The 25,727-nt window shown below is 71.1% G+C and carries 19 protein-coding genes; 8 read left to right on the top strand and 11 right to left on the bottom strand.

The annotated features are described in order from the left end of the window. Positions 1-55: 55 nt before the first annotated feature. Both PXH83_RS21085 and lon read right to left on the bottom strand, forming a co-directional pair. Positions 56-463, bottom strand: a complete 408-nt coding sequence (locus PXH83_RS21085; protein ID WP_274561974.1) for a hypothetical protein — start codon at positions 461-463, stop codon at positions 56-58. A gap of 198 nt (positions 464-661) precedes the next feature. Further along, entirely contained in the window at positions 662-3,064 is a 2,403-nt protein-coding gene (gene lon / locus PXH83_RS21080) for an endopeptidase La (RefSeq protein WP_274561973.1), read from the bottom strand. 158 nt (positions 3,065-3,222) lie between these two features. On the opposite strand from lon, the gene PXH83_RS21075 reads away from it, so the two are divergent. Next, complete coding sequence (locus PXH83_RS21075) at positions 3,223-3,918, top strand: GNAT family N-acetyltransferase (RefSeq protein ID WP_274561971.1); 696 nt, start codon at positions 3,223-3,225, stop codon at positions 3,916-3,918. On the opposite strand, the gene PXH83_RS21070 is transcribed toward PXH83_RS21075, so the two are convergent. Continuing rightward, a complete protein-coding gene (locus PXH83_RS21070) occupies positions 3,881-4,210 on the bottom strand; it encodes a hypothetical protein (RefSeq protein ID WP_274561969.1) in 330 nt (109 codons plus the stop codon). The genes PXH83_RS21075 and PXH83_RS21070 overlap by 38 nt on opposite strands. 165 nt (positions 4,211-4,375) lie before the next feature. On the opposite strand from PXH83_RS21070, the gene PXH83_RS21065 reads away from it, so the two are divergent. The 4 genes from PXH83_RS21065 (at position 4,376) to PXH83_RS21050 (ending at position 11,112) form a co-directional block, all read left to right on the top strand. Beyond that, complete coding sequence (locus PXH83_RS21065) at positions 4,376-5,122, top strand: spermidine synthase family protein (protein WP_274561967.1); 747 nt, start codon at positions 4,376-4,378, stop codon at positions 5,120-5,122. A 74-nt stretch (positions 5,123-5,196) separates the two neighbouring features. Then, positions 5,197-5,934 carry a response regulator transcription factor gene (locus PXH83_RS21060; RefSeq protein WP_214920005.1) on the top strand — a complete coding sequence of 246 codons (738 nt, stop codon included), beginning with the start codon at positions 5,197-5,199 and terminating at the stop codon, positions 5,932-5,934. After that, positions 5,931-7,007, top strand: a complete 1,077-nt coding sequence (locus PXH83_RS21055; RefSeq protein WP_274561964.1) for a HAMP domain-containing sensor histidine kinase — start codon at positions 5,931-5,933, stop codon at positions 7,005-7,007. The genes PXH83_RS21060 and PXH83_RS21055 overlap by 4 nt, the downstream gene beginning before the upstream one ends. 259 nt (positions 7,008-7,266) lie before the next feature. After that, the gene (locus PXH83_RS21050) at positions 7,267-11,112 is read left to right on the top strand and encodes a multifunctional oxoglutarate decarboxylase/oxoglutarate dehydrogenase thiamine pyrophosphate-binding subunit/dihydrolipoyllysine-residue succinyltransferase subunit (protein ID WP_274561963.1); all 3,846 of its coding nucleotides are present in this window, start codon (positions 7,267-7,269) and stop codon (positions 11,110-11,112) included. A gap of 94 nt (positions 11,113-11,206) precedes the next feature. Here the strand turns inward: PXH83_RS21050 and fxsT are convergent, their stop codons facing one another. The 7 genes from fxsT to PXH83_RS21015 all read right to left on the bottom strand — a co-directional run bounded on the left by fxsT (position 11,207) and on the right by PXH83_RS21015 (position 22,374). After that, entirely contained in the window at positions 11,207-14,176 is a 2,970-nt protein-coding gene (gene fxsT, locus PXH83_RS21045; RefSeq protein ID WP_274561961.1) for an FxSxx-COOH system tetratricopeptide repeat protein, read from the bottom strand. Positions 14,177-14,253: 77 nt separating this feature from the next. Continuing rightward, positions 14,254-15,456, bottom strand: coding sequence for an FxsB family cyclophane-forming radical SAM/SPASM peptide maturase (locus PXH83_RS21040; protein ID WP_274561959.1), 1,203 nt, complete (start codon positions 15,454-15,456; stop codon positions 14,254-14,256). Continuing rightward, on the bottom strand, positions 15,453-15,614 hold the full coding sequence (locus PXH83_RS21035) for a hypothetical protein (protein WP_251020344.1): 162 nt from the start codon (positions 15,612-15,614) through the stop codon (positions 15,453-15,455). Before PXH83_RS21035 ends, PXH83_RS21040 begins: the two co-directional genes overlap by 4 nt. Beyond that, positions 15,611-18,907: an SAV_2336 N-terminal domain-related protein gene (locus PXH83_RS21030; protein ID WP_274561955.1), complete on the bottom strand. Its 3,297-nt coding sequence runs from the start codon at positions 18,905-18,907 to the stop codon at positions 15,611-15,613. Before PXH83_RS21030 ends, PXH83_RS21035 begins: the two co-directional genes overlap by 4 nt. Positions 18,908-18,913: 6 nt before the next feature. Continuing rightward, positions 18,914-19,903: an AAA family ATPase gene (locus tag PXH83_RS21025; protein WP_274561954.1), complete on the bottom strand. Its 990-nt coding sequence runs from the start codon at positions 19,901-19,903 to the stop codon at positions 18,914-18,916. A gap of 145 nt (positions 19,904-20,048) precedes the next feature. Next, a complete protein-coding gene (locus tag PXH83_RS21020; RefSeq protein WP_274561953.1) occupies positions 20,049-22,034 on the bottom strand; it encodes a VMAP-C domain-containing protein in 1,986 nt (661 codons plus the stop codon). Further along, entirely contained in the window at positions 22,027-22,374 is a 348-nt protein-coding gene (locus tag PXH83_RS21015; RefSeq protein ID WP_274561952.1) for a CU044_2847 family protein, read from the bottom strand. The genes PXH83_RS21020 and PXH83_RS21015 overlap by 8 nt, the downstream gene beginning before the upstream one ends. 141 nt (positions 22,375-22,515) lie before the next feature. Between PXH83_RS21015 and PXH83_RS21010 the strand changes: the two genes are divergently transcribed. After that, positions 22,516-22,698 (top strand): DUF6104 family protein, encoded by a 183-nt coding sequence (locus PXH83_RS21010; RefSeq protein ID WP_005312030.1) that lies wholly within the window; start codon positions 22,516-22,518, stop codon positions 22,696-22,698. 42 nt (positions 22,699-22,740) lie between these two features. Here PXH83_RS21010 and PXH83_RS21005 read toward each other — a convergent pair whose 3' ends face one another. Next, positions 22,741-23,586 (bottom strand): hypothetical protein, encoded by an 846-nt coding sequence (locus PXH83_RS21005; protein ID WP_274561946.1) that lies wholly within the window; start codon positions 23,584-23,586, stop codon positions 22,741-22,743. Between the two features lie 144 nt (positions 23,587-23,730). On the opposite strand from PXH83_RS21005, the gene PXH83_RS21000 reads away from it, so the two are divergent. Next, positions 23,731-24,594, top strand: coding sequence for a DUF4097 family beta strand repeat-containing protein (locus PXH83_RS21000; protein ID WP_274562930.1), 864 nt, complete (start codon positions 23,731-23,733; stop codon positions 24,592-24,594). 1 nt (position 24,595) lies between these two features. Next, positions 24,596-25,576, top strand: coding sequence for a PadR family transcriptional regulator (locus PXH83_RS20995; protein ID WP_274561945.1), 981 nt, complete (start codon positions 24,596-24,598; stop codon positions 25,574-25,576). The last annotated feature ends 151 nt before the right edge of the window (positions 25,577-25,727 follow it).

Genomic DNA, 25,727 nt, shown 5'->3' with positions numbered 1-25,727 from the left:
GAGTGCCAATGAAAGGTAAGTGGGGCCGGGGCGTTGTCCCACGCCCCGCGGCCGGTCAGTACAGCGACCAGCCCCGGCCGTCGTGGCGGGACTTCTTGCCGCTGTCGCCCGGCGCCGCGCGGCGCTCCTCGTCGATCCGGCCCTGCTCCTCGGCCATGCTCCGCTCGCCTTCGGCGGCGAGCGCCTCGCGCTCGGCCTCGGAGAGCGCCGCCCACTTCTCGGCCATGGGGGCGGCCTGTGCGACGAGTTGGTCGGAGTAGGCCGAAATGTTCACCGCGTCCCGGAGGCTCGTACGCCCCGAGAGGACCTCCCGGGCCATTTCCTTGAGGGCGTCCCCGCCCCGTCCCGAGGCGAGCTCCTCCAGGGACTTGCGCAGCACTCTCGCCTGCGCGGGGCACTGCCCGCTCATCTCAAGGAATTCGGATTCGTCGACCCGCCTGGTCGACTCCGGGCCCTCGGCCACGTGCCCTCCCGGTCCGCATATCGCAACAGCATTACCGGAACGACGCTACCCACTCTCCGGCAACGCTCCCAATGCGCTGCCGTCACAGAAGTGTCACAGGGCCCGTCACCCGACGACCGGGCCCTCCCACGCAAAAGCCCCCTTCCCCGTCGTGCGAGAGGGGAAGGGGGCCGCCACCGGTCACCGGACCGGCCTGCGTTACGCCGCCACCGGCACTGCCACCTCCGCCGGGGCCAGTGCGATCTCCAGGACCTGGCGTACGTCCGTCACCGGGTGGATCTCCAGCTTGTCGAGGATCTCGGCCGGGACGTCGTCCAGGTCCGCCTCGTTCCGCTTCGGGATCACGACCGTCGTCGTACCCGCCCGGTGCGCCGCCAGCAGCTTCTGCTTCAGGCCGCCGATCGGCAGGACGCGTCCGGTCAGGGACACTTCGCCCGTCATCGCCACGTCCGTGCGGACCAGTCGGCCGGACAGGAGCGATGCCAGGGCCGTCGTCATCGTGATGCCCGCGCTCGGGCCGTCCTTCGGGACCGCGCCCGCCGGGAAGTGGATGTGTACGCCCCGGTCCTTGAGGTCGGCGACGGGGAGTTCCAGTTCCGCGCCGTGCGAGCGCAGGAAGGAGAGCGCGATCTGGGCGGACTCCTTCATGACGTCGCCGAGCTGGCCCGTGAGGGTCAGGCCCGCGCCGCCCGTCTCCTCGTCGGCGAGGGACGCCTCGACGAACAGGACGTCGCCGCCCGCGCCCGTGACCGCGAGACCCGTGGCCACGCCGGGGACCGCCGTACGGCGCTCCGCCGGGTCCTGGGCGGACTCCGGGACGTGGTGGGGGCGGCCGATCAAGGCGCGCAGGTCCTCGTCCGTGATCGTGAACGGGAGCTTCTGGTCGCCCAGTTCGTGCTTGGCCGCCACCTTGCGCAGCAGGCGGGCCACCGAGCGCTCCAGGTTTCGTACGCCCGCCTCCCGGGTGTACTCGCCCGCCAGCTTGCGCAGCGCGTCGTCGTCGAGGGTGACTTCGCCGGGCTCCAGGCCCGCGCGCTCCAGCTGGCGCGGGAGCAGGTGGTCGCGGGCGATGACGACCTTCTCGTCCTCCGTGTAGCCGTCGAGCGTGACCAGTTCCATGCGGTCGAGCAGCGCCTCGGGGATGGCTTCCAGGACGTTGGCTGTGGCGAGGAAGACGACGTCGGAGAGGTCGAGTTCGACCTCCAGGTAGTGGTCGCGGAAGGTGTGGTTCTGGGCGGGGTCGAGGACTTCGAGGAGCGCCGCGGCCGGGTCGCCGCGGAAGTCGGAGCCGACCTTGTCGATCTCGTCGAGGAGGACGACGGGGTTCATCGACCCGGCTTCCTTGATGGCGCGCACGATCCGGCCGGGCAGGGCGCCCACGTACGTACGCCGGTGTCCGCGGATCTCCGCCTCGTCGCGTACGCCGCCGAGCGCGACGCGTACGAACTTGCGGCCCATCGCGTGCGCGACGGATTCGCCGAGGGATGTCTTTCCGACGCCCGGCGGGCCGACCAGCGCCAGCACCGCGCCGCCGCGACGGCCGCCCACGACGCCCAGGCCCCGGTCGGCCCGGCGCTTGCGCACCGCCAGGTATTCGGTGATGCGCTCCTTCACGTCGTCCAGGCCGGCGTGCTCGGCGTCCAGGATCTCCTTGGCGCCCCGGATGTCGTACTGGTCCTCGGTGCGCTCGTTCCAGGGGAGTTCGAGAACGGTGTCGAGCCAGGTGCGGATCCAGGAGCCCTCGGGCGACTGGTCGGAGGAGCGCTCCAGCTTGTCGACCTCCTTGAGGGCGGCCTCGCGCACCTTCTCGGGCAGGTCGGCGGCCTCGACGCGGGTCCGGTAGTCGTCGGACTCGTCCTCGCCGGCCTCGCCGTTGATCTCGCGCAGTTCCTTGCGTACGGCGTCGAGCTGGCGGCGCAGCAGGAACTCGCGCTGCTGCTTGTCCACGCCCTCCTGTACGTCCTTGGCGATGGACTCGGCGACGTCCTGTTCCGCGAGGTGCTCACTCAGCCACTTCACGGCGAGCTTCAGCCGGACCACCGGGTCGGCGGTCTCCAGCAGCTCCACCTTCTGGCCGGTGGTCAGGAACGGTGAGTAGCCCGAGTTGTCGGCGAGAGCGGAGACGCCGTCGATCTGCTGTACGCGGTCCACGACCTGCCAGGCGCCGCGCTTCTTCAGCCAGCTGGTGGCGAGTGCCTTGTACTCCTTGACGAGTTCGGTGACCGAGCCGGGAAGGGGGTCGGGCAGCGTTTCGTCGACGCTCGTGCCCTCGACCCAGAGCGCGGCGCCGGGCCCTGTCGTGCCCGCGCCGATCTGGACGCGGCTGCGGCCGCGGATCAGGGCGCCGGGGTCACCGTCGGAGAGACGGCCGACCTGCTCGACGGTTCCGAGGACGCCGGTCGCCGCGTACGTACCGTCCACGCGGGGAACGAGGAGCACCTGCGGCTTGTTGCCACTGGAACGCGCGGCGGCCTGCGCGGCCTCCACCGCGGCGCGTACGTCCGTATCGGAAAGGTCGAGGGGCACCACCATGCCGGGCAGCACGACCTCGTCATCGAGCGGCAGCACGGGCAGGGTGAGCGGATTGGACGTCGATGCCATGATCTCCCCTTCGGCAGTCAAGTTGAGCTATACCGGCTCAATGCTTGTGAGCCGCCGAATGTTCCTGGGGAGGCGTTCGCTCTGAGCGATCACCGGGCAGCCTTTGGATGTAATAGGCTCAATAGCCGACGATCTATTACTCGATCGAGGAGTACGGAATGGCCCAGGCACCCTTCGATTCCACCGCCGAAGCCATCCGCGCCTGGGTGGACGGATGGGTCGTGTCGCGTGGCGCGGCCGACCCCGTACCCCAGCCCTGGGGCTTCACCTTCGACGTCGGCCTCCCCCGCCACGCCACCCGGCACGTCATGACCCACGCCGACGAGGCCACGGTCCGCAAGCTGGCGGAGGTGTACGCCGCGCACGGCGTCGTACTCAAGATGTTCCTGGAACCGGAGACCGTCGCACCGTGGCTCGGCCCGGAGTGGATATCGGACGGCCCGGGCTGGCTGATGACGACGCCCCTGCGTCCGTCCCGTACCGCTGCCGCCACCGCCACCGCACAGACCGGCCTCGCCGACGGGTACACCCTCAAGTCATGGAAGCGCGGGGGCGTAACCCGCCTCCTCGTCCTCGCCCCCGACGGCGGATTCGCCGCACGCGGCCAGGTCGCCCCGACCGGCCGGACGGCAGTGATCGACCAGGTCGAGACGGACCCCGCGCACCGCCGCAAGGGCCTCGGCCGCCTGGTGATGCGTACGCTCCAGAACGCGGCGTACGAACAGGGCTCGACCGTGGGGGTGCTGGGCGCGACGACCGACGGGCGGGGGCTCTACGCGTCGCTGGGCTGGGAGGTGTACGCCCCGCTGGTCGGCGTCACCTGTGAAGCGCGCGGAGTACCGACCAGGCGATGAACTCGGCCGCGCCGTCGAGCACCGGGCCGAGGTTCGTCTCGTCGAGCTCGTACGTGTGCGTGACGTCACCCATGGCCACCCGGGTGCGCATGGTGACCGAGCCGCGGTGGTCGGTCGGCGAGCCGGTGTGCCAGGTGCCGGTCGCCGTGACCGCGACCCCGGCGGGGCGGCCGGATCGCGGGGCGTAGCGGCTGTCGAGCCACTGCTGGAAGCGGCCGTGCGACAGCCCGTCGTCGGTCGTCAGGCCCCTTCGGCCGACTTCGCACCGGTGTTCCTTACGGACAACGCCCACCCTCCGCGATCATCTCCGCCCCGGGCTATGGCGCGCGTCACAACGCAGCCTTCATGCCCCGGCCTCGGCAAAGACTTTGTCGCCGGGCGCCCAGCCCCGCAAAAATGGCGGGGACGACCGACGCAGTCACGATGCGTCACGAACCGCCCGGGAGGTTCCCGCCCCATGCAGGCCCCCTACGTATCCACCGCCGCGCACGCCGCCCACATCGCCGACACCGCCCCCACCGCAGTCACCGTCGACCGGCGCCAAGGCCCGTACGGCGAAGTCGTCCTGCGTGAGCGCGGTGCGCACTTCGAGATCATCGCCAACGGCTGCTTCCTGATGGATACATCCGACGGCCGCTCCGAGCGCCTCCTCATCGATGCTGCCCTGGAGGCACTTCCCGCGGACTGCCACTCCCCCGCCCTTCTCATCGGCGGCCTCGGCGTCGGCTTCTCGCTGGCCCGCGCAGCCGCGCAGCCGCGCTGGGGGCGGATCTCGGTCGTCGAGCGTGAGCGGGCCGTCATCGACTGGCATCGCGAGGGGCCGCTGTCGCGGATCTCCGGCGATGCGCTCGCCGATCCACGATGCGAGATCATTCACACCGATCTCGTGGATTACGTCCGGGAAAACCGAATCGGGGGACTTGGTCCGTACCAGGATGCGTACGACGCGCTCTGCCTCGACATCGACAACGGACCGGACTGGACCGTGACCGACGACAACGCCACTCTCTACTCCCCGCAAGGGCTTGCGGCCTGCATGAGGCGGCTGAGACCGGGCGGAGTCCTCGCCGTCTGGTCGGCCCAGCCGTCCGCCGGCTTCGAGGATGCGTTGCGGAATGCCGGATTCAACTTGGTAAGGACGGAAGAGATCCAAGTTGCCCGGGGCGTTCCTGACGTGGTTCATCTCGCGAATCGCCCTGCGTAGCCGGGACACCTTCACTGCCTCTACGCTGCTGCCCTACACGTGGGAACTAGCAGAGAACTCCCAGGGGCGGGGCAATGGAGCAGACACACACCAGCCACAACGGCCTCGCGGCCACTCCGGGCGCGCAGCGCCGGGTGCTGGTCGTCGAGGACGACGCGACCATCGTCGACGCCATTGCAGCGCGACTGCGCGCCGAGGGCTTTCAGGTGCAGACGGCCGTGGACGGCCCGGCGGCGGTGGACGCTGCCGAGGCGTGGCAGCCCGATCTCATGGTTCTCGACATCATGCTGCCCGGCTTCGACGGCCTTGAGGTCTGCCGCCGTGTGCAGGCGCAGCGTCCCGTTCCCGTTCTGATGCTGACGGCCCGCGACGACGAGACCGACATGCTGGTCGGTCTCGGCGTCGGCGCCGACGACTACATGACCAAGCCGTTCTCCATGCGCGAGCTCGCGGCCCGGGTCCATGTCCTGCTGCGCCGGGTGGAGCGGGCGACGCTCGCCGCCTCGACGCCGCGCAGCGGCATCCTGCGCCTCGGCGAGCTGGAGATCGACCACGCACAGCGACGGGTGCGGGTGCGCGGCGAGGACGTGCACCTGACGCCCACCGAGTTCGACCTGCTGGTGTGCCTGGCGAACACGCCGCGCGCCGTGCTCTCGCGCGAGCAGCTGCTCGCCGAGGTGTGGGACTGGGCGGACGCGTCGGGCACCCGGACGGTCGACAGCCACATCAAGGCCCTGCGCCGGAAGATCGGAGCGGAACGTATCCGCACGGTGCACGGCGTGGGGTACGCACTGGAGACTCCACCGGCATGAGCCGTCCGGGGAACGGGCTGCGTCCCTTCTCGATCAAGACCAAGCTCGGCACCCTCGTCGTCGTCTCGGTCTTCATCACCACCGGCCTGATCCTGGTGGCCCTGCGCACCAAGACCGAGCTGCGCTTCATCACCGTCTTCTCGGTGATCGCCTCGATGCTGATCACCCAGTTCGTGGCGCACAGCCTGACCTCGCCGCTGGACGAGATGACGACCGTGGCCAAGTCCATCGCGCACGGCGACTACACCCGGCGGGTGCGCGGCGCGGGCCGCAGGGACGAGCTGGGCGACCTGGCGGCCACGATCAACCGCATGGCCGACGACCTGGAGTCCGTGGACCGGCACCGCAAGGAACTGGTCGCCAATGTCTCGCACGAGCTGAGAACCCCGATCGCGGGGCTGAGAGCCGTGCTGGAGAACGTCGTGGACGGGGTCTCGGCCGCCGACCCCGAGACGATGCGTACGGCGCTGAAACAGACCGAGCGCCTCGGCAGGCTCGTCGAGACGCTGCTGGACCTGTCACGGCTCGACAACGGCGTCGTACCGCTGAAGGCGCACCGCTTCGAGGTCTGGCCGTACCTCTCGGGCGTACTGAAGGAGGCGAACGTCCTCGCCTCGCAGCGCGGTCTCGCCTCCGGTTCGGGCAGTCATACGCGTACGGACGTGCATCTGCACCTGGACGTCTCGCCGCCCGAGCTGACCGCGCACGCGGACATCGAGCGGCTGCATCAGGTTGTGGCGAATCTCCTCGACAACGCGGTCAAGCACAGCCCCCCGCACGGCCGCGTCACCGTGCGCGCCCGGCGCGGGCCGCAGCCGGAGAGCCTGGACCTGGAAGTACTGGACGAGGGGCCCGGCATCCCCGAGTCCGAGTGGCACCGGGTGTTCGAGCGTTTCAACCGCGGCACACTGCCGTCCCCGCACGGTCCCGGCAGCGACGGCGGCACGGGCCTGGGCCTGGCGATCGCGCGCTGGGCGGTGGATCTGCACGGCGGACGCATCGGGGTGGCCGAATCTTCTCGTGGTTGCAGGATCCAGGTCACTCTTCCGGGAATCGTGCGACCGTCCAGTTGACGTAGGGTTCGAACCGGAGCCACACGTTCTGCGTGTGCTCCATGGGAGGTACGGTCCGGCGGGGCCGTGTCCACGGTCCGGCCTGCCCGGGCCACAGCGGAACCACGCATGTTTCCCGCCATTTCCTGCGCCGAAACCAGCACTCCGGTGTGACTTACGCGACGGATGGCCCGCCCGGCCTGCACCTCTCGGCCGGGGAGGCGTAGCCTTTATTTCCGCTGTCCATCACCTTGCGAAGCGGAAGAGGGCGGTTAACGCCGTGTCGTCTCAGTCCCCCAGTAGCTCGAGCATCTCGACCGACCAAGACGGGCAGGGAAAGAATCCTGCCGCTGCCTTCGGTCCCAATGAGTGGCTCGTCGACGAGATCTACCAGCAGTACCTCCAGGACCCGAATTCGGTCGACCGCGCCTGGTGGGACTTCTTCGCCGACTACAAGCCCGGTACCACGCCCGCGGCGGAGAAGACCGCCGCCCCGGACACCACCGGGGCCACCACCGCCGCACCCCAGGTCGCACCGACCCCTGCCGCACCGGCACCTGCCGCGCCCGCCGCCCCGGCTCCGGCTCCGGCTCCGGCCGCAGCGCAGGCACCGGCTCCGGCCCCCGCCAAGGCCGCACCGGCCGCACCCCCGGCCGCTCCCGCCGCCAAGCCCGCCCCCGCCCCCGCACCGGCCGCCGCACAGCAGGCCGGCGCGACGGCGAAGGCGGAGCCCAAGGCCGAGCCCGCCGAGGCCCCTGCCGGCCCCGAGTTCGTGACGCTGCGCGGCCCGTCCGCCGCGGTCGCCAAGAACATGAACGCCTCCCTGGAACTCCCCACGGCCACGTCCGTGCGCGCCGTCCCGGTGAAGCTGCTGTTCGACAACCGCATCGTCATCAACAACCACCTCAAGCGCGCCCGCGGCGGGAAGGTCTCCTTCACGCACCTCATCGGGTTCGCGATGGTGCAGGCCCTCAAGGCCATGCCGTCGATGAACTACTCCTTCTCGGAGAAGGACGGCAAGCCGACCCTGGTCAAGCCCCCGCACGTGAACCTGGGCCTGGCCATCGACCTCGTGAAGCCCAACGGCGACCGCCAGCTCGTCGTCGCGGCCATCAAGAAGGCCGAGACGCTCAACTTCTTCGAGTTCTGGCAGGCGTACGAGGACATCGTCCGCCGCGCCCGCGCGAACAAGCTGACGATGGACGACTTCACCGGAGTCACCGCGTCGCTGACCAACCCCGGCGGCATCGGCACCGTCCACTCCGTGCCCCGCCTGATGCCCGGACAGGGCCTCATCATGGGCGTCGGCGCGATGGACTACCCGGCCGAGTTCCAGGGCACGTCGCAGGACACCCTGAACAAGCTGGGCATCTCCAAGGTCATGACCCTGACCTCGACGTACGACCACCGGGTCATCCAGGGCGCCGCCTCCGGCGAGTTCCTGCGGATCCTCGCCAACATGCTGCTCGGCGAGAGCGACTTCTACGACCAGGTCTTCGAGGCCCTGCGCATCCCGTACGAGCCGGTCCGCTGGCTCAAGGACATCGACGTCTCGCACGACGACGACGTCACCAAGGCCGCGCGCGTCTTCGAGCTGATTCACTCCTACCGGGTCCGCGGCCACGTCATGGCCGACACCGACCCGCTGGAGTACCGCCAGCGCAAGCACCCCGACCTCGACATCAACGAGCACGGGCTCACGCTGTGGGACCTGGAGCGCGAGTTCGCGGTCGGCGGCTTCGGCGGCAAGTCGATGATGAAGCTGCGCGACATCCTCGGCGTGCTGCGCGACTCGTACTGCCGCACCACCGGCATCGAGTTCATGCACATCCAGGACCCCAAGCAGCGCAAGTGGATCCAGGACCGTGTCGAGCGCCAGAGCTCCAAGCCGGAGCGCGAGGAGCAGCTGCGCATCCTGCGCCGGCTGAACTCGGCCGAAGCCTTCGAGACCTTCCTGCAGACGAAGTACGTCGGCCAGAAGCGCTTCTCGCTGGAGGGCGGCGAGTCCGTCATCCCGCTGCTCGACGCGGTCATCGACTCCGCGGCCGAGTCGCGCCTCGACGAGGTCGTCATCGGCATGGCCCACCGCGGCCGCCTGAACGTCCTGGCGAACATCGTCGGCAAGTCGTACGCCCAGATCTTCCGCGAGTTCGAGGGCAACCTCGACCCCCGGTCGATGCACGGCTCCGGCGACGTCAAGTACCACCTGGGCGCCGAGGGCACCTTCACCGGTCTCGACGGCGAGCAGATCAAGGTCTCGCTGGTCGCCAACCCCTCCCACCTGGAGGCGGTCGACCCGGTCGTCGAGGGTGTCACCCGCGCCAAGCAGGACGTCATCAACAAGGGCGGTACGGACTTCACAGTCCTGCCCATCGCCCTGCACGGTGACGCGGCCTTCGCCGGCCAGGGTGTCGTCGCCGAGACGCTGAACATGTCGCAGCTGCGCGGCTACCGCACCGGCGGCACCGTCCACGTCGTCATCAACAACCAGGTCGGCTTCACCGCCGCCCCGGAGGCATCGCGTTCCTCCATGTACGCCACGGACGTGGCCCGCATGATCGAGGCGCCGATCTTCCACGTGAACGGCGACGACCCGGAGGCCGTGGTCCGCGTCGCGCGGCTCGCCTTCGAGTTCCGCCAGGCGTTCAACAAGGACGTCGTGATCGACCTCATCTGCTACCGCCGCCGCGGTCACAACGAGGGCGACAACCCGGAGTTCACCAACCCGCAGATGTACACGCTGATCGACAAGAAGCGCTCGGTGCGCAAGCTCTACACCGAGTCCCTCATCGGTCGCGGCGACATCACGCTGGAAGAGGCGGAGCAGGCGCTCCAGGACTTCCAGGGCCAGCTGGAGAAGGTCTTCACCGAGGTCCGCGAGGCCACCTCGCACCCGGCCGCGCCGCCGGTCACGGGCCCGCAGGCCGAGTTCCCGGTGCAGGTCACCACCGCGGTCTCCCAGGAGGTCGTGAAGCGGATCGCCGAGTCGCAGGTCAGCATCCCGGAGCGGATCACCGTCCACCCGCGCCTGCTGCCGCAGATGCAGCGCCGCGCGGCCTCCGTGGAGAACGGCACGATCGACTGGGGCATGGGCGAGACCCTCGCCATCGGCTCGCTGCTGATGGAGGGCGTCCCGGTCCGGCTGTCCGGCCAGGACACCCGCCGCGGCACCTTCGGCCAGCGCCACGCGGTGCTCGTCGACCAGGTGACCGGCGAGGACTACACCCCGCTCCAGTACCTCGGCGACGACCAGGCCCGCTACAACGTCTACGACTCGCTGCTCAGCGAGTACGCGGCGATGGGCTTCGAGTACGGCTACTCGCTGGCCCGCCCGGAGTCGCTGGTCATGTGGGAGGCCCAGTTCGGTGACTTCGTCAACGGCGCGCAGACCGTCGTCGACGAGTTCATCTCCTCGGCCGAGCAGAAGTGGGGCCAGACCTCGGGTGTGACCCTGCTCCTGCCGCACGGTTACGAGGGCCAGGGCCCGGACCACTCGTCCGCCCGCCCGGAGCGCTTCCTCCAGATGTGCGCGCAGAACAACATGACGGTCGCCATGCCGACGCTGCCGTCGAACTACTTCCACCTGCTGCGCTGGCAGGTCCACAACCCGCACCACAAGCCGCTCATCGTCTTCACCCCGAAGTCGATGCTGCGTCTGAAGGCCGCGGCGTCGAAGGCGGAAGAGTTCACCAACGGCGGCTTCCGCCCGGTGATCGGCGACTCGGCCGTCGAGGCGGCCGCCGTCCGCAAGGTCGTCTTCTGCACCGGCAAGGTCTACTACGACCTGGAGGCCGAGCGTCAGAAGCGCGGCACCACGGACACCGCGATCATCCGCCTTGAGCGCCTGTACCCGCTGCCGGGCACGGAGCTCCAGGAGGAGATCGCCAAGTACCCGAACGCCGAGAAGTACCTGTGGGCGCAGGAGGAGCCGGCGAACCAGGGTGCGTGGCCGTTCATCGCGCTCAACCTGATCGACCACCTCGACCTGGCGGTCGGCGCCGACATCCCGCACGGCGAGCGCCTGCGGCGCATCTCGCGCCCGCACGGCTCGTCCCCGGCGGTCGGCTCGGCGAAGCGCCACCAGGCCGAGCAGCAGCAGCTGCTCAACGAGGTCTTCGAGGCGTAGTACCGGACGCGTACGACCCGGAGGGCCCGGCACCGCAGCACGCGGTGCCGGGCCCTCCGGCGTACGGTCCGGCGTACGACCCTCCGGCGTACGGTCAGATCGTCTGCGGCTCGAAGTCCCAGTACGGTCGCTGTCCTTCGAGCATGTGCCGCACCTGCTGGTGCTCCTGGAAGAAGTTCTCCGTGAGGCGCTCCACGGCGCCCCTCTGGATCGCTTCGCCCGCGTCGGCGTCGCCCAGGGTGCGCAGGTCCTGGGCCAGACCGGCGGCGAGGTTGAGCGTCAGGACATGGGCGTCGCCGACGGCCCGCCGTGCCCGCTCCAGGGCGTCCTTGCCGAGCGCCGCGGCGCCCTCCACGTCACCGGCGGCGGCCCTCGCGGACGCGGTGTTCATCGCGCAGCCCACGGACCAGACGTGCGCGGGGCCGAGCGCTGCCTGCATGTTCTTCCTGGCCTGCTCGGCCCGTATCAGCGCGGCGTCGTGTTCGCCCGCGTCGCGCTGGATGAGGGCGCAGTTGTCGAGCGCCCCCGCGGCGTACGGGTGTGTTTCCCCGAGGAGTACGGCGTACCGCTCGGCGGTGGTTTCGGCGATCTCCCGGGCCGCGGGCAGGTCGCCCATGTTCCGCAGCAGCATGGCGTAGTCGGTGCTGACCAGCAGCGCCTCCGGGTGGGCCGCGCCGCGGCGCCGGGTGATCCGGTCGCGGACGGAACGCATCAGCGCGGCGGCGTAGCCGAGGTTGCCGTCGCGGCGCATGCAGAGGGCCAGGTTGTGTTCGGCCAGGAGGGTCTGGCTGTGGTTCTTGTCGAGTACCTGGGCGTGTAGTCGGCAGTTCTGCTCCTGTACGGCGAGCGCCTCGCCGTAGCGGCCGAGGAGCCGCAGCATCCAGGCGGTGTGCAGGCCCGCGTGCAGGGTGAGCCGGCTCTTGCCCCCGAAGAGCGCGATGCTCGATTCGAGGATTTCGTTGTGCAGGTTGTGGGCTTCCTGATAGCGGCCGAGGAGCCCGATCGCGATGGCCAGGTTGGAGCGGATCGAGAGGATCCGGGGCACCTGGAACTCGCCGAGCAGGTCGGTGGCGCTGTCCGCGGCGTCCTGGAAGAGGGCGCGCGCCTCGTCGTACGCGCCGAGGGCCATCAGCGTGCCGCCGAGGCCGTTCTTGGCGCGTACGAGCTCGATGGGACGGGCCTCGGGGGCGGCGCTGACGCGCTCCAGGGTGGTCCTGCCGATGTTCTCGGCCGCCGTGTAGTCGCCGAGTCGCCGTTCCATGTTGGCCAGTTGGTGCAGTGCGACCAGTACGTCCGGGTCGGTGGGCCCGGAGAGGGCCTGCCAGGAGTCGACGGCGGCCCGGCTGAGGCGCCGGCCCTCGGTGTATTCGCCGCGCACCCGCAGATATTCGACGCAGTTGAGTACGACGGCACGCACATCGCGGTCGGTGGACTCCAGCGCCCCGGCCTGGGCCAGGTGCGGCACGAGCTCGGCGTACCGCTGCCAGTGGCGACCGCAGCCCGGGTCCCGCGGGTCGCCCGCGACCAGCACGCGGCAGGCGATGGCCGATGCCTGGGCGTGCTCGCCGGGCGCCAGGTGGTTGCGTACGAAACGGTGGAAGAGCCGGTGCATCCGCAGTGTGCCGACGGTGACGATGTCCATGCGCGGCCCGGGCTCGTACTCCACGCGCATCGAGGTGGCCTCGGAGAGGGTGCGCAGCGCGGAGTTCCACGTGCTCGGCTCGCCGATCAGCGCTGCCAGATGGTCCGGCAGATCGCCGGCGCGGGCGACGCGGAGCAGCCGTGCGGGCACCACGTCCGGGGAGAAGAAGCAGAGCAGGACGAGCAGTTCGTACACCGGCGGATGCTGCTCCCGCAGGCCGTTGACGGTCCTGCCCCAGGCGGCCTGGAAGCCGACCGGGTACTCGCGCGAGGGTTCCACGTCGGCGACATGGGGGTCGCCGTACTGGAGGTGGCGGACGTAGTCGGGGACGGATGCGGTGGGGTGGGTGTCCAGCCAGGCCGCCGTCTGGTCGATGAGGAGCGGCAGGTCCTGGACGGCCGAGGCGAGCCGGTCGGCGTGTTCGGGGGTGAGGCGTCTGGTGCGCAGGCAGGCGAAGGCGACGCTTTCCTCGCGTGTGAACGACGGAAGCCCGACGAGTTCGGCGCCCTTCTGGGACCAGGTGGTCCGGGGCGTGGTGATGAGGAGGTGCCCGGGCCCCTCGGGCAGCAGGGAGTCCAGTGCCTCGGGGTCCTCGGCGCCGTCGAGTACGACGAGCCAGCGGCGCCGGCCGCGCAGGGCGTTCTTGGCTGCCTCGATGAGGTCGGTGAGTTCGGCGCGGCCGTCGTGTTCGACGCCGAGCTGGTCGGCGAGTGCGGCGAACTCGGAGCGGGCGCGCAGGCGGACGGAGGCGCTGACCCACCACACGATGTCGTACTCGCCCGCGTGCCGGTGCACATACTCGATCGCGACCTGCGTCTTGCCGACGCCGGGGGGACCGTGCAGGGCGACGCGGGCCCCTTCGCCGCCCGCGGCGAACGCGTCGTGGAGCTGTTCGAGGATCTCTTCACGGCCGGTGAAACGGCGGTTGTGGCGAGGGGCGTTGTGGACGTCCTGCAAGTCGTCGGGGAAGCGGGGGCCGCGGGCCAGGTCGACCGGCCGCCCCGCTTCGGCCGCCACTCCGGCGGTGGCGAGCAGCCGGCGGGACGCTTCGGCGGGCCCCAGGCCGCGCAGGCGGACCGGGGCGAGCGGTGCGGCCTCGTCGGGCAGCGTGGCGGCGGTGACGGTGACGGAGGCGATGCGCTCCCCGTGCACCCGTACGACCTGGCGCAGTACGGCTTCCCAGGCGCGGCGGCGCTCGTCGGTGAGGCGCAGGAACCAGTCGTCGATGACGATGAGGAGGCGTCCGGGGCGCTCCAGGAGCTCGGTGAGGACCGACTCCTCGGCCGCCCGGCGCAGGGGGTCCCATCGGACCAGGCCAGGTCGTGCGTCCGTGCCGGCCAGCTGGTATTTCATCCAGTCGACCCAGGACTGGGACTGTCCCGCGTAGACGACTGTGACGTACTGCTGTGGCGCGCTGGGCATTCTGCGGCTCTCCTCGGTCCCGGAGACGTACGGTGTTCAGCGTCCGGAAAGCTATTTCATTGTGCGTCAAGTTCTCATTAAAGAACGTGAGTTGACTGGGTCCGTGCCAATACGGACGGTAGCTGTTCGGCGACCCGTCCTGCGGCGTGTCTGATGAGCCGCTCCAGGTCGGCGCAGTACACGCTGGGGTGCCGGAAGCCGGAGTCCGTCGCGTAGCGGTGGGCGTAGTTGCCGCCGCCGCAGACGCGCAGGACGGGGCAGGCTAGGCACTCGTCGGCGAGCGCGCGCGCTCCGAGGTGGCGGGCGGCTATGCCGGGGTGGCGCAGTGCCTCGTCGAAGGAGTTGCGGGTGACGTCCAGGCCGGTGCCGGGGGCGCCCGCGTAGGCGGTCTTGAGCGAGTCGACCTGTTCGATGCTCCCGTCGGTGTCGACGACCACGGCGGCGAGTGGGGAGAGCCCGACGGACTCGGCGGCGCTTTCCGCGCCGAGCAGCAGTGCGACGATCTCGGTGAACAGCCGGACGCGGGGGCGGACGCCGTCCGGTGACTGCCACCACAGGTCGAAGGCGTGGGCCAGCCAGTCGCCGTACGGAGTGGGTCGCGGCCGGAACCGGCCCGGTCGCGCGCCGCCCCAGTGGGCGTGCGGCAGGAGGAAGTCGACGGCGGGCGGTCCGAGCGCGGCCAGGGATCCGTACACCTCCTCCGGGTCGGTCGCGGCGTCGACGGTGCACAGCACGCCGGCGTACGAGGCCGGGTACTCCTCGACGAGCAGGCGGGCGGCCCGGGAGGCGGCGGGCCAGGACGGGCGTCCGGCGTGGTCTGTGCGGCGTGCGTTGAGCGCGGGCGTACCGCCGTCGAGGCTGAGGCCGACGCGGATCCGGGCGGCGGCGAGGCGGTCGAGGGCGGGGCGGGTGAGCAGGGTGCCGTTGGTCTGCACGGTGGCGGTCACCTCGGTGGCCGGGGCCGCAGTGGACGCAGCGGACGCAGTGGACACGGCGCGGCGTACGGCCTCCGCGTAGGCGATCACCGGCTCCGGGCCGCGGAGCAGCGGCTCGCCCCCGTGCAGTTCGATCCGGATACGGGACAGCCGGTGGGCGGCGGTGTGCTCGGCGATGCAGTGGGCGGTGCGGCGCACGGTGTCGTCGGAGACACGGGCGGGCCGCTCGCGCCAGCTGGCGTCGGGGCTCCGGTAGATGTAGCAGTACGTGCAGGCGAGGTTGCACCGGCTGTGCACCTTGAGCACGAACTGGTGGAAGGGGACGGCCGGGCCGTCGCCGCTCATGGAGCGTCTTCGTAGTACGCGACGACGGGCTCGCCACTGGCCTCGCGCTCGCGCAGCTCGGCCAGGACGGCGGCAAGGGCGGGATGCGCGACGTCCTCGGGCGCGGGGCGGCCGAATGCGGGCAGGGGTAAGCCGGAGAGCTCGGCGGACGGGGTCATACGTCGCCCGCCTCGATGCGGTGGACGGCCGCTCGTACGGCGTCCGCGTCGGCGGAGTCGCCCCCGCCGGCCGCCTCGAAGAGGCGCAGGGCCATTCGGTACTCCTCCAGCGCGCGGGCGGGTCCCGCGGTGCGCTCCAGGAGTGGGGCACGCCGGCGCCGGGAGGCGGCTTCCAGACCGGTGAGGCCCGCTTCCCCGGCGGTCTCGGCAGCGCGCCGGTAGTAGTCGCCGGCCTCGTGCCATCGGGCCGACGTCGTGGTCCTCTTGGCCTGCTCCTCGGCGACCAGGGCACGCAACTGCCAGCAGGCCACGGCCACTTCGGGATCTCCGGCCGCCCGTGCCGCCGCGCCCAGGACCCAGTCGGCCTCGTGGAGGTCGGACAGTCCGCCCCGGGCCGCATACCGCCGGTGCAGCGCGAGCCCGAGGGACATCCGCAGTTCGGGCATGTCGGAATCCGACTCGGCGGTCTCGTCCACGGCATCCCGTATGGCCCGGACGGCCTCGTCCCATTCCTCCGCCTGGAGCAGCGCGTGCCCCAGCATCCTCAGAGCCTGGGCCCGGAAGCTGTCGTCGGGGGACAGTCGGCTCAGCATCGCGCGCCAGACTGCCACTTCCTCGTCGAGGAAGGCGCGGTCTCCGGTACGCACGAATTTTTCGTCCAGCACCAGGCCCAGATCCTGGTAGCAGCGGTTGCACCGGATGTAGTCGTCACCCGCCAGGTGCAGAGCCCGTCGCAGTGCGGACAGCCTCTCCTCCAGTGCCGAGTCCGTGGCGCCCTCACGGGTCAGGCGCAGGGCGGTCGCCAGGTCGATCCAGGCGTCGCAGAGCGCGCCGGCCGGTGCGGCCTTCAGACGCGACAGCCTGTCGATGACCTGGCGCAGGCCGGTGACTGCATCGGCCGCGTGCCGGTACCCCTGTGCGCGCTGCTCCTCGTCGGGATCCCAGTCGACAGGGCCCCGGCCCGCATAGTGCTTCGCCAGGTCCAGCCGCAGTTGTGCCCGGTGGGTCAGGCGCTCGGTCTCCTCTTCGTGGGACTGCCACGCCTGCGCTGCCTCCAGGGCGCCTTCGAGCCTCTCGGCGGCCCACGGGCCCGCCCCGCCGTACTCGGTCAGCAGTTGCGCGAAGGCCGGCCGGGACGCCCATTGGGCCGATGTGCCCAGCAGGTGGTTCAGGATGCGATATCCCGCTTCTCCGAGTCCCTCGGGTTCGCGGTCCCGTACGACGACGACGCAGCGCTCCGCCTCCGTGTACAGGTCCATGAGCGCCGCCTCCGCGGAGCGTTCCCCTGCCGCGCGCTCGCCGAAGTGGTCCGGCAGGGCCTCTGTACCGAGACCGTTGTTGTCCACCTCGGCGGCAATGGCCATCAGTGCGGTTGCCCACAACAGCAGCAGGTGCGGAGAGTCGACGTCCGCCTGCCGGAAGGCCTCGTGCGCACTGCGCAGATCCTGAACCGTCCGTCGCGCGTTCCAGCGGGACAGCAGTGCGCCGCCCAACTCCCCTTGCAGTGCCTGCCGTTCAGCTGTCGCACGTTGACCTTCGATGGCGGCCTTCAGCAATACGATCGCCTCGTCGAGATCGCGCGCCGAGTGCTCCCGGTGGTACCTGAGCAGTACGTTCTGCGCCCGCAGCGCCAGCGCGCCGGGGTCGGCGTCCCCCGCCGGGTTCCCCGGCCCCCGCCCCGGTACCGGCGCGTGCCCGAACCGGCGCAGTACCTCCGCCGAGACGCGGGCGAAGGCCCGCAGTCCGTGGTCCTCGGTGGCGCCCTCGGTGCCCGGCTGTGCCTGGGCCTCGCCCGCGAGGTATCCGGCGGCCAGCGCCGGGAAGTTGCGTGCCGTACGCCCGTAGCGGGACTCGACGTACTGCGAGCAGTGCTTGAGCACCAGCTGCACGTCGCTCACCGCGATCTGCGCCAGCAGTTCCTGGCGCACCCCGTCGACGAACTCGTAGCCCGGCAGGCCGTCGAAGTCGCCGCTCTGCCTGAGCAGCCCGCCCAGCACCACCTCGGCGAGTACCTCGGGTCCGCTGTCGGCGAGCATGGCGCGCTGCACGAGCTGCATCACCGGCAGTACGAGCGGGGTCGCCGACAGATACACGGCGAGCCGCGCGGCGTCCGGGGAGGCCGTACGCCGGAACGCGCGCACCCGGTCGCGCGGCGACACCTCCCGGTCCGTGCGGCGCGCGGCCGTCGATTCCGGGTGGTCGGGCCGCACCCATCCGGCGACGGTGTACAGGCTCTGGCCGGTCGCGCCGGAGACGAGACGGACCCAGGCGCGCAGCGGCCCGGGGCGCGGTGCGATGACCGGTACCGGAAGTGCCCCGTCCGCCGGCGACCCGCCCCGTCCGGGCAGGAACGCGAGCCGCCCCGCAGGACCTTCGCGGCGCACCAGCTCCCCCGGGACGGCGGGCAGATGCGTACGGCGCCACATGCGCTGCGGCAGCGGCTGCACCACGGCGACCGGTGCGGTGGCGGCCCAGGAATGCAGCAAGCGCTGCATCTGTCCGCCGCGCCACAGCGGGCCTGCGCAGTCACTGAGGACGAGGGTCAGCTGATGTCCGGTGGGGTCGCGCAGCTCCTCCGGTCGGCACCGGACGGCATCGGGTGCGTCCGACAGCGCGATCCTGGCCTCGCCGTCGTCGCCCTCCCGCACATGGTGGACGCGCACTTCACGGAAGGCTCCGGCACGTTCGCAGATCTGGCGCAGTTCCTGGAGCGTCTCTCCCCACACCACCGTGGAGGTCGAGGCGTCCATGACGAGCTGCAGCCGCGCCTCGCGGCGCCGGGTTCCGCACAGGACGGGGACGACGATCCGGGTGTCGGCGGCGCGTTCCGCCGTGAGCCGTTCGTCGAGCTGTGTGCGTACGGGCCTGGTCGGGGACCGGTAGCGGCGCAGGGGGCGTAACGCGCGCTGCAGAGCGAGCGGTTCGGGCAGTGCGGAGGCCGTGGGCACCCGCACCGTTCCGGCGCCGGGGCCGGCCGCGCCCTCGCCCGGCGTGGGTACGGTCAGTTCGGCCGCGGGGGCTGTCGGCAGCGGCGTACCGCGCGGGGCGGTGTCGTCCGCCCCGGCCGGTGCGGGCTCCGGCGGGCCGCTGTCTTCGTCCGCCGTCTCGCACGGCAGGCCGCCGGGTTCCGGCGCTCCCTCCGGCCGTACGGCGGGAACCCAGCGCGCCAGCCACAGGGCGTCGGCGAGCTCGTCGGCGTGCGGCTCGATCCCGAGGTCGCGCAGGCCCGTGACGAGCGCCGTGAGCGGCCCGCTCACGGCGTCGGCGACCGGCGTGTGCCTGCGGGTTTTCATGGCGGTCTAACGCTGCCCGTGGTCGGCGGGGCGCAGCAGCAGTTTGCCGATGTCCTGCCGGTCCGCGTGACGGGTGAGGTAGATGGCGTTGAGGAGCTGGTCGGTGGGCCGGAGTTCGCCCCCGCCGCCGGTGGTGAACAGGTCTACGAGGTCCCGGTGGGTGTCGTCGGCCCGTTCGCCGAAGTGCGCCTGGACCATGGCGGCGAGGCGCTCGTCGCGCGGCGGGTCGAGGTGGACGTGAATGCACCGGCGCAACAGCGGTGCGGGGAACTCCCGTTCGCCGTTGCTGGTCATCACGATGAAGGGGAAGGCGTGACAGCGCACGCGTCCACCGGTGACCGGAATTCGCCGCCCGTCGTCACTCAGCACGTTCACCGTGCTCTGCCCCGGCCTGTCGGCGATCCGCTCCAGCTCCGGGATGCCGAACTCGCCCTCTTCCACCGCGTTGAGCAGGTCGTTCGGCAGGTCGATGTCGCTCTTGTCGAGTTCGTCGATGAGCAGCACCCGGGGCTTTTTCGTCGGCAGCAGTGCGGTGCCGAGAGGCCCGAGACGGACATACCGGCCGATGTCGGTCTGCTGCTGCCCGCCGTCGAGCTGTGCGTCCTGGAGCCGCCCGATCGCGTCGTACGTGTACAGGCCCTCCTTCAGCTCGGTCCGGCTGACGACGGGCCACTGGAGTACGCGGCCGAGGCCCAGCTCGTACGCGACTTCGTGGGCGAGCGTGCTCTTGCCCGTGCCCGGGTCTCCGGTGACCAGCAGGGGGCGCCTCAGGTACAGGGCGGCGTTGATGAGCTGCAGCGCCTTGACGTCCTGCGCGGACAGCGCCGTGCGGTCGCCGAGCCGCCGGACGGAGGCGGCGTCGAGGGGTGGCGCCTCACCCTTGTCGCCGGACAGCGGGGTGCCGTCGAACCGGCGCCAGCGGGGCGGTTCGGGGAGCTCGTCGATACGTTCGGGAGCGGGGGCTCCCTTGCCCTGGTAGATCAGCCACTCACGCATGGCTCGCTCCTCGTCGACGGTCGGTGGTGTACCGCGGCCTGACCGACGGGGGCAGTCGGTGCCCGCAACGGGCCCCTGAAAACGTACCCAATCGGCGACCTGTGAACGTCGGTTTTCGGACAGTTGCTCAAGCTGCTGTTGGTGTTCATGACGGGGAGTCGTACACCTCCGTGTCGCCGGGGACCGGCCGTCGTGGATCGTCGTAGAGCAGGGCGACGGCCTCCGCGGGGTGTGCCACGTCCCGCGCGCTGATGCGTTCTCTGATACGCCGGATCCGGTCGGGAAGTTCAGCGGCGCCGGCGGCTTCGGCGAACTCACTGACGGCGAATTCGTGCAGGGCGTCGCAGCCCTTTCTGCATCGTGCGCCGGGGTGCCCCTCTATGTGCCACAGCGCGATGCCGTGCCCGGCGTCCAGCGCCGCGCGCAGCACCTCGCGGCCTATGTCGTCCCCGGCCGAGCGGCAGAGCACCGGGATCTCCCCCGCGCCCATGCCGGTGACCTGCTGTTTCCTGAACCGCCCGCCGGGCGGCGGGACTCGGCGCGGTGTGACGCTGCGGGCTGCGTGCGCGGCGGACCAGCGCTTGGTCCACTCGTCGTCGGACACGCCTCGGCGTTCCAGATGGCGCAGTACGACGGGCCGGCGTACGCCGAGCAGCTGTTTGAGCTCCTGCTCGTTCAGGTTGGCCTGCTGATGGATCTGCCAGCGGTGCACGGCCGTGTCGAATTCACCGATGTCCAGGGCGATTTCGAGCGGCGCGGGCCGTCCGTCGAGGTCGAGCTGGGCGAAGGCGTCGGCAAGCGGCCCGCTGAGCCGGTGGATGAGGTCCTCGGCCGAAACGCCCGAACGGTCCCGTTCGTAGTCGACGGGAAATCCGCTGTCCTCGTCGCCGTCGTCGATGCGGATGGTCCAGTCGTACGAGAGGCGCTCGCCCTCCAGCCGCTCCAGTTCGAGGATGACGACGGCGCCCTCCCCCGGCCCCGGATAGGGGACCGGCCCGTCGCCGGTCTCGTCGTTCGGCAGCAGCACCGGCGGCAGGGACAGGGGCGCTCCCTCCCTCTCTCCGTTGCTCACGCCTTCGCCGCGCCGCTCGACCCAGTCGGCGAGCTCGCGGGTATCCACCCCCTGAGACTCAGCAAACCGCCGGACCAGCTCCAGGTAGCACAGGAAGATCTCGGCCCGCAGCGGCCGCGAACCGTCGTACAGCTCGCCGTGCCCGTCCCGCCAGGCGCACGGCCGCGGCGGTGGCTTCACCCAGCGGCGAGGATGCGCGACCTTGGACAGCGCACTGACACTGGCTGCAGCCTCTGGGACGGGCAGGGCGGCGAGCAGCCCGAGGGCGTGGCGCCGGTCCTCCGGGGTCCACAGATTGGCGTCGTACGCGTGTCCGGCTCCCGGCAGCCCGGACTGCTCGGCGATCCAGTCGTCCCCTGTGCCGTGCGCGTGCTTGCCCTGCGCGTGATGCCAGGTGTCGTGGGCCTTCATGACCTCCTGGTACCGCTCCTGGAAACCCCGCAGCGCGTGAATGGCGATGGCGAGACCACCGGGACCGGTCTCGCGGCGGGCCTTCATGACGCCTACCACCGCGCCGCCCGCGGGGTCGAGCACCGGGCCGCCGGAGAGACCGGGCAGGAACCGGATGTCCTCCTCGAACCGGCGCCCGTAGTCGCCCTCGTGCACATCGACGTCGGCCGTGCCCGACCAGGACTTGCCGCGCCCCGTTCCCTCCGGCCCTTCGGGGATGTACCCGTGGACGACGCGGGCGTTGCCCGCGGGCTGCTCGGACCAGTCCGCGAGCCAGACGCACTCGTGGCCGATGTCCTCGTCAAGCAGCCGGACCAGGGCGAGGTCCCTGGCCTCCGGAATCCGCCCCTCGGCATCGAGGTCGTACAGCGACTCGACCAGCCGGGCCCGGGCCGGCGCCCCGCCGTTGAACCCGTCGCCGCGCACGAGAAATGCCTTGTCCGAGCCGCTTCGCACTTTCCCGCGCAGTACGTGCGCACAGGTGAGCAGCCACCCGGGCGCGACGAAGAAGCCACTGCCCCACACGGGCGGTACGCCGGGAAGGTCGGCGGTGAAGTGGACGGTGGCGGCCCAGGTGAGCTGGGCCAGGCGCGTGCTCGTCTCAGGCATCCGCGCTGGGCGCCGGGTCGGCTCCGTTGAGCTGCCAGGTGAGCGTGACCTGGACGGATGCCTTCGCCTCACCCTCGGCGAGTACGGCGAGTACGCCACCGGTCCTGGCCGACAGCTCGACCCCGAAGGCGATGCTCGCCTCGTCCGGGCGGACGGCGGCGGCCGCGTCGAGGACCGCCGAGCCGACGCCGACGATCAGCTCGTTGAGCTGCTCCACCTTGGCCACGGCCCGGTCCATGACACCGATGTCCTGGTCCTCGCCGTCGTAGCCTGCCGGTGTGATCCGAGCCATGACGACGGATCCCCCGGGCAGTTCGATCTGACGCAGTTGCGCGGCCATGACGCCCCCCGTGTTCGTTGCAACTGGCTTGCGTGCAAGCACTTTTGAGCTTTGACGAGGTTACTGGCCTGCGCGGTTGCGGGCGAGCCCCACGAAAGGGACGCTTCAGGACGTGTGCGGCCGCCGTCTATCCTGATTTTCATGTACTTCACTGACCGTGGCATCGAGGAACTGGAGAAGAGACGCGGCGAGGAGGAGGTCACCTTCGAGTGGCTCGCCGAGCAGCTGCGTACGTTCGTCGACCTCAACCCGGACTTCGAGGTCCCGGTCGAGCGCCTTGCCACCTGGCTGGCCCGCCTGGACGACGAGGACGACGAGGAGTGACGACCGTCGGCCGGTAGGCAGGCAACCCGCCGGTACCGGCGGTCAGTCCCGTGCCCGCAAGCGGTCGTACGCCAGACCCAGCGCACCCTGCGCCATCAGCACGCCGCCCGCGAACGCCCAGCCGCCGCTGCGCCGCCACAGGCCCCACAACGCCAGCGGTACGCCCAACGCCAGCTGGGCCCTGCCGAGGAGGCGGGCCTTGGGGCCACGGACCCAGGGACCGAAGGGGCCGGCGTCGACCACGTCGAGCTCCGCGCGGACCGCGTCGCGCCAGCCCGGCCACTCGACCGTCTCCGCACCGGGCAGCACGCGTGCCGCCTCGCGCAGCCGGTCGGCGGGTTCGCCGGGGGCGAGGCCCCCGGGCAGGGTGAGGCCCGAGCGGGACAGGACCGCCAGCAGCCCGAGCAGGCGGGCCCGGCCGTCCGCGTCGGGGTCGGGGCGGGTGAGCGGTTCCAGGGCCTCCATGTCGAGTACGGGATCGAGGCCGAGCCGCGCCGCGAACGTACGCATCGCCTCGTCCTCGCCGACCGGTGTCCCGTCCGCGAGCCATACGTAACCCACATGGCGCCGGAAGCCCGAAGCCAGGGTGAAACCGGTCCGGTCGGCGTCCCACCACAGGGCCAGAACGGGCCAGTTGACGCCGACGGCAAGCGCCGTGGCCCAGCCCGCGATCACCCCGTCGACGGCTTCACCGTCGTCCAGCCACGGCTTGCCCTCGGGCACCAGCACGCTCCACCGCTCACCGGTCCCGGCCGCCGGGGCCAGCAGCAGCCGTTCGCGCAGCAGATGTGCGGCGGGGCGGACGGCGTCGGTGTCGGCCCGGCAGAGCAGGAGCGCTCCTACGGGTCCGGGGCCGGGTCCGTGGCCGGGTCGGGGTGTCGCGTTCATGCCTTTACGCTAGGGCAATTTGCCCGTGTTTGACGCGTAAGGCCCGCCCGTCCACGCCTCCGCCCTTGACTTCCCAGGGCCGCGATATATCGTGTTTTCATAGAGACGCGATATGTTGCGTCCATGCCCGTCGAGGAGGTCAGCATGCCCGAGTGGTCCGTCGCTGAGCCGAAGAAGCTCACGTTCGAGGACCCGGTGACGGCGCTCAACGTGCGCATCGTCAACGGGACGGTCAACGTCGTCGGCATCGAGGAGGGCCCCGCCCGCCTGGAGGTGTCCGACATCGCGGGCCCCCCGCTGACCGTGACCCAGAACGGCGGCACCCTGACCGTCGCCTACGAGGACCTGCCCTGGAAGGGCTTCCTCAAGTGGCTCGACCGCAAGGGCTGGAACCGCAGCGCCGTCGTCTCCCTCGCCGTACCCGCCGACTCCTCCGTAGAGGTCGGCGTGATCGGCGCGGGAGCCGTCGTTTCCGGAATCCGGGGGCGTACGGACGTACGCGGCATCAACGGCGACACCACCCTCGTGGGCCTCTCCGGCGCCGTCCGCGCCGACACCGTCACGGGCAGCCTGGAAGCCCAGGCCGTCACCGGAAGCCTCGGCTTCAAGTCGGTCTCCGGCGACCTGACGGTGATCGACGGCGCCGGTGCGTCCGTACGGGCCGAATCGATCAGCGGCGACCTGGCCGTCGACATCGACCGTGCGGGGAACCCCACCGACATCGCCCTGACCTCGGTCTCCGGCGAGGTCGCGATCCGCCTGCCGCACCCGGCGGACGCCCGGGTCGAGGCGAACACCGCGAGCGGCTCCGTCTCCAACGCGTTCGACGACCTGCGGGTCGGGGGCCAGTTCGGCGCCAAGAAGATCACGGGCACGCTGGGCGCGGGCAACGGCAAGCTCCGGGCGACGACCGTCTCCGGATCCATCGCCCTGCTCCGCCGCCCGCCGACGGAGGACGACGCCCGCGCCGACCACGACACCGCCCCGGCCGACAAGAAGGTGCTCTGACATGCCCCCCGTCTTCGCCCACGGCCGCCTTCGCCTGTACCTCCTCAAGCTGCTCGACGAGGCGCCGCGCCACGGTTACGAAGTGATCCGTCTCCTGGAGGAGCGTTTCCAGGGCCTGTACGCCCCGTCCGCCGGCACCGTCTACCCCCGCCTCGCCAAGCTGGAGGCCGAGGGCCTGGTCACGCACGCCACCGAGGGCGGCCGCAAGGTCTACTCGATCACCGATGCGGGGCGTGCCGAACTGGCGGGCCGCGGCGGAGAACTGGCGGACCTGGAGCTGGAGATCCGCGAGTCGGTCTCCGAGCTCGCCGCCGAGATCCGCGACGACGTACGCGGCGCGGCGGGCAACCTGCGCCGCGAAATGCGGGCGGCGGCGGCAGCGACCGGGACGGACGCCAAGGCCGGGAGCGGGAGCAGCGACTGGGAGAGCGCGTTCGGCGACAAGGAGGCGTGGCAGGCGGCGAAGGAGGAGCTGCGCAAGGCCAGGCAGGAGTGGAAGGAGCAGGCACGCCGGGCAAAGGACGAGAGCCGCCGCGCCCGCGAGGACGCGCAGCAGGCCCGCCGCCAGGCCAAGGAGGCGCAGGAGAAGGCACGCGAGCAGGTGCAGCGCATCGCCCAGCAGGTGCAGGAGCAGGTCCAGGACACGTTTGCGCGGGGGGACTGGCCGAAGGGGGTACGGGAGGGGCTGGCCGAGATCACGAAGGAGTTCGGCTTCTTCGGCCGGCCGCAGCGCGACGCGGAGCCTGCCACCGAGGTCAAGGTCGAGCGTACGGACACTCCGCCCGAGCCCGAGTGGGCCCACGAGGCGCCCTCCGGCGACCCGGCCCGTGACCTCGACCGCCTGCTGGACCGCTTCCGCGACGACATCCGCGACGCGGCGCGGGACAGGGGCGTAACGGAGGAGCAGCTACGCGAGGCGCGCCGCCACTTGTCGACGGCGGCGGCGCACATCGGAGCGGTGCTGCGGAACCCGAAGGCGTAGGGGGTCCTTTCCCCTGCCCTTCCCCAAGCTCTCAACTTCGTTCGAGCAGGGGAGACCCCATTGTTCCCGGCTGTGACATTTGCGGCTGCCGCCGCGTGAGGGGCAAGCCCCCAGACCCCGTGGACGCCCTTCTGGGGGTCCCCACGCCCAC

The sequence above is a fragment of the Streptomyces spiramyceticus genome, from assembly GCF_028807635.1.
In the GTDB taxonomy this organism is placed as follows: Bacteria; Actinomycetota; Actinomycetes; order Streptomycetales; family Streptomycetaceae; genus Streptomyces; species Streptomyces spiramyceticus.
The sequence above is the reverse complement of the archived record's forward strand: the minus strand, read 5'-3'. Positions and strand labels throughout refer to the sequence as shown.

Bases quoted from the DNA above. Each gene is read 5' to 3' on its own strand.
- lon (WP_274561973.1), bottom strand. From the start codon at position 3,064: ATGGCATCGACGTCCAATCCGCTCACCCTGCCCGTGCTGCCGCTCGAT.
- PXH83_RS21075 (WP_274561971.1), top strand. From the start codon at position 3,223: ATGGCCCAGGCACCCTTCGATTCCACCGCCGAAGCCATCCGCGCCTGG.
- PXH83_RS21065 (WP_274561967.1), top strand. From the start codon at position 4,376: ATGCAGGCCCCCTACGTATCCACCGCCGCGCACGCCGCCCACATCGCC.
- PXH83_RS21060 (WP_214920005.1), top strand. From the start codon at position 5,197: ATGGAGCAGACACACACCAGCCACAACGGCCTCGCGGCCACTCCGGGC.
- PXH83_RS21055 (WP_274561964.1), top strand. From the start codon at position 5,931: ATGAGCCGTCCGGGGAACGGGCTGCGTCCCTTCTCGATCAAGACCAAG.
- fxsT (WP_274561961.1), bottom strand. From the start codon at position 14,176: ATGCCCAGCGCGCCACAGCAGTACGTCACAGTCGTCTACGCGGGACAG.
- PXH83_RS21040 (WP_274561959.1), bottom strand. From the start codon at position 15,456: ATGAGCGGCGACGGCCCGGCCGTCCCCTTCCACCAGTTCGTGCTCAAG.
- PXH83_RS21035 (WP_251020344.1), bottom strand. From the start codon at position 15,614: ATGACCCCGTCCGCCGAGCTCTCCGGCTTACCCCTGCCCGCATTCGGC.
- PXH83_RS21030 (WP_274561955.1), bottom strand. From the start codon at position 18,907: ATGAAAACCCGCAGGCACACGCCGGTCGCCGACGCCGTGAGCGGGCCG.
- PXH83_RS21025 (WP_274561954.1), bottom strand. From the start codon at position 19,903: ATGCGTGAGTGGCTGATCTACCAGGGCAAGGGAGCCCCCGCTCCCGAA.
- PXH83_RS21020 (WP_274561953.1), bottom strand. From the start codon at position 22,034: ATGCCTGAGACGAGCACGCGCCTGGCCCAGCTCACCTGGGCCGCCACC.
- PXH83_RS21015 (WP_274561952.1), bottom strand. From the start codon at position 22,374: ATGGCCGCGCAACTGCGTCAGATCGAACTGCCCGGGGGATCCGTCGTC.
- PXH83_RS21010 (WP_005312030.1), top strand. From the start codon at position 22,516: ATGTACTTCACTGACCGTGGCATCGAGGAACTGGAGAAGAGACGCGGC.
- PXH83_RS21005 (WP_274561946.1), bottom strand. From the start codon at position 23,586: ATGAACGCGACACCCCGACCCGGCCACGGACCCGGCCCCGGACCCGTA.
- PXH83_RS21000 (WP_274562930.1), top strand. From the start codon at position 23,731: ATGCCCGAGTGGTCCGTCGCTGAGCCGAAGAAGCTCACGTTCGAGGAC.
- PXH83_RS20995 (WP_274561945.1), top strand. From the start codon at position 24,596: ATGCCCCCCGTCTTCGCCCACGGCCGCCTTCGCCTGTACCTCCTCAAG.